Origin of the sequence: Nocardioides sp. 31GB23 (assembly GCF_040012395.1) — a bacterium.
GTDB classification, from domain to species: domain Bacteria; phylum Actinomycetota; class Actinomycetes; order Propionibacteriales; family Nocardioidaceae; genus Nocardioides; species Nocardioides salarius.
This window is the reverse complement of sequence record NZ_JBDYKJ010000135.1, coordinates 1-2,003: the sequence shown is the minus strand read 5'-3', so window position 1 is coordinate 2,003 and position 2,003 is coordinate 1. Positions and strand designations below refer to the sequence as shown.

The following is a 2,003-nucleotide window of genomic DNA, read 5'->3' as shown; positions in this document are numbered from 1 at the left end:
GGTGATCTCGACCTGGCGCGCAGCGAGGTGCGACTTCAGCGCCTCGAGCTCCTCCAGCATCGCGACACACTCGCCCGGCGTACCGGGAAGTGGGTCGACGACGGCTTCGAACATGTGTTCTATTCTAGGGGGGTCGGCCGGCCGTGTCCAGGGTCTACGCGCGGCTGTGGATGGCCCTCGACGCCGCGCGGGGTGGTGGCGTAGCGACCTGCGCAACCGGCCCGCTACAGCGCTCAGGCGATCCGTCCGGTGCGCACCCCAAGGGCGCCGGGGCTGGAGGAGGGCGGTCGCTGCGCCGCCCAGCGGGAGAACGGGGATGGCCGCGGGCGCCCTCGACGCGGCAGATGAATGCACTACGCGCAGGTCGTACGGCTGGCTCGCGCCCAGCCTCCGTTGAGGCGCTCGATGCCCAACTCCGCCACAACATCCCCCGAGTCGTCGAGGATGGCAAAGACCAGCGTGTACCTGTTCCTCTTCAGAACGTCCCCGACCTCCCCGTTTGCTGGGACTCCCCACCTCGCTGCCTTGCTCACTGTCGCAAACGAGCGTCCCGGGTACGCCTGCGCTCGCTTCTGGCGAGCGCAGGTGAGCCCTGCTGGGGCATCGGCAGGCGTCGCGCTTTCCTGGCGTTGAGCCGACGGCTCGTTGTCCGTAGCGGGAGCAGTGCAGGCGCAAAGCAGCGCCATTACCGCCAGTGTCGGCGTCATTCGCATAGTGCTCCGACGGTACGGACGCTCACTCGGTTCCGGCCAGACGGAGCAGATCCGGACATTCAGTCCCACCACATCAGAACGCCCAGTCTCCGCTCGACCGCTGTCGCATAGAAGTCGCAAAGCGCTTGAAAGTGTGGGCGGAGGTTCTCGAGAGGATCAGCCTCGGGTGGCGAGAACTCTGCGCCAGCTCGGACGAAAGCCTCAGTCGCTGTGGCCGAAGAGAGGAAGTCAAGGCGTCTCAGCTCCTGCAACTGCTCGTGCACGCGTCGCACCTCGGTCGGGTTGAGCGACGTCACGGGATGTTCCCAGAGGCTGTCAGGCATCTCCCGGTACGCCGCATTGGCCTCCTCGCCCCCTGCGGTGGCGCGGGCCAGTCCCTCGAGCAGGGATGCGGGGACTTGGGCGATTCTGGCTGCTTGCTCCAAGGGTGCTGGTGCCCAGTTGAGGTCCAGATACTCGTCGCGGTCCAGCGCGCGAAACGAACAGACGTCGTCGAGCACTGCAACGGACGACGAGCAGGCGACGAGGGTCGCCTCATCGAGACGTGCGAGGTTCTGGACGATGGGCATCGAGCCAGTATCCACCGCCATCGAGCATGCCGACCCGCATCTGGACATCGGCGCGACCGCGCTCATCGCGGCTGCTAGACGAGCGCGCGGAACTAGAAACCTCGGAAGACCCCGTCGTCATGGACGGCACCGGCGAAATCAGGGAAGTCCATGTTCGCGATCGACAGGTTGGCTTCGATTGAAGCGACTTCGCTCGCTATGCACCGGAACGCCTGGCCGAAGACCCACCCGAACTCCTCCTCATCCTCTTCATCAGCGCTCAGGTCTACGAACACCACCGTCAACTCGCCGCCGGATCTCGCCTCTCGCATCGAGCGGTGGTCCGCGAAGATGACGTAGCCGTGGTGCTCCCGCGGCCAAGCGCTCGCGAGGATCTCAGCAGAGATTGAGTCGAAGCCAGTGTCTGAGATTGCCTCCAAGTTTGGGGCGTACGCATCACCGTCACCGACGAGGTCGACTTCCCGCGACACCTCCTCAACCACTCTGTGCCATGCAGCGTCCGCAGAAAAGTCGGTGCGGATGAGCGGCATCGGGCCGTCGGCGAAGAGTCGAGCAATGCGATCGAGGTCCATTCCCGGATCTTTGCTGATCCTTGTCTCTGCGCGCAGCCCGCCCCGAGATCCATCAAGCCGACGCGACCGCTTCTCGGCAGAGTCGGATGCCAGCCCCCGCGTCAGTTTCGCTCGAGCAGGTCGTAGTCGAACGGGCACAACGGCCCGTC

General features: G+C 65.5%; 2 protein-coding genes. Both read right to left on the bottom strand.

What is annotated here, in order from left to right; translation table 11 throughout:
• Positions 1-772: 772 nt before the first annotated feature.
• Positions 773-1,282, bottom strand: a complete 510-nt coding sequence (locus tag ABKW28_RS22700) for a DUF1877 family protein (protein WP_348613533.1) — start codon at positions 1,280-1,282, stop codon at positions 773-775.
• A 92-nt stretch (positions 1,283-1,374) separates the two neighbouring features.
• Positions 1,375-1,854, bottom strand: a complete 480-nt coding sequence (locus ABKW28_RS22695) for a hypothetical protein (protein WP_348613531.1) — start codon at positions 1,852-1,854, stop codon at positions 1,375-1,377.
• Between the last annotated feature and the right edge of the window lie 149 nt (positions 1,855-2,003).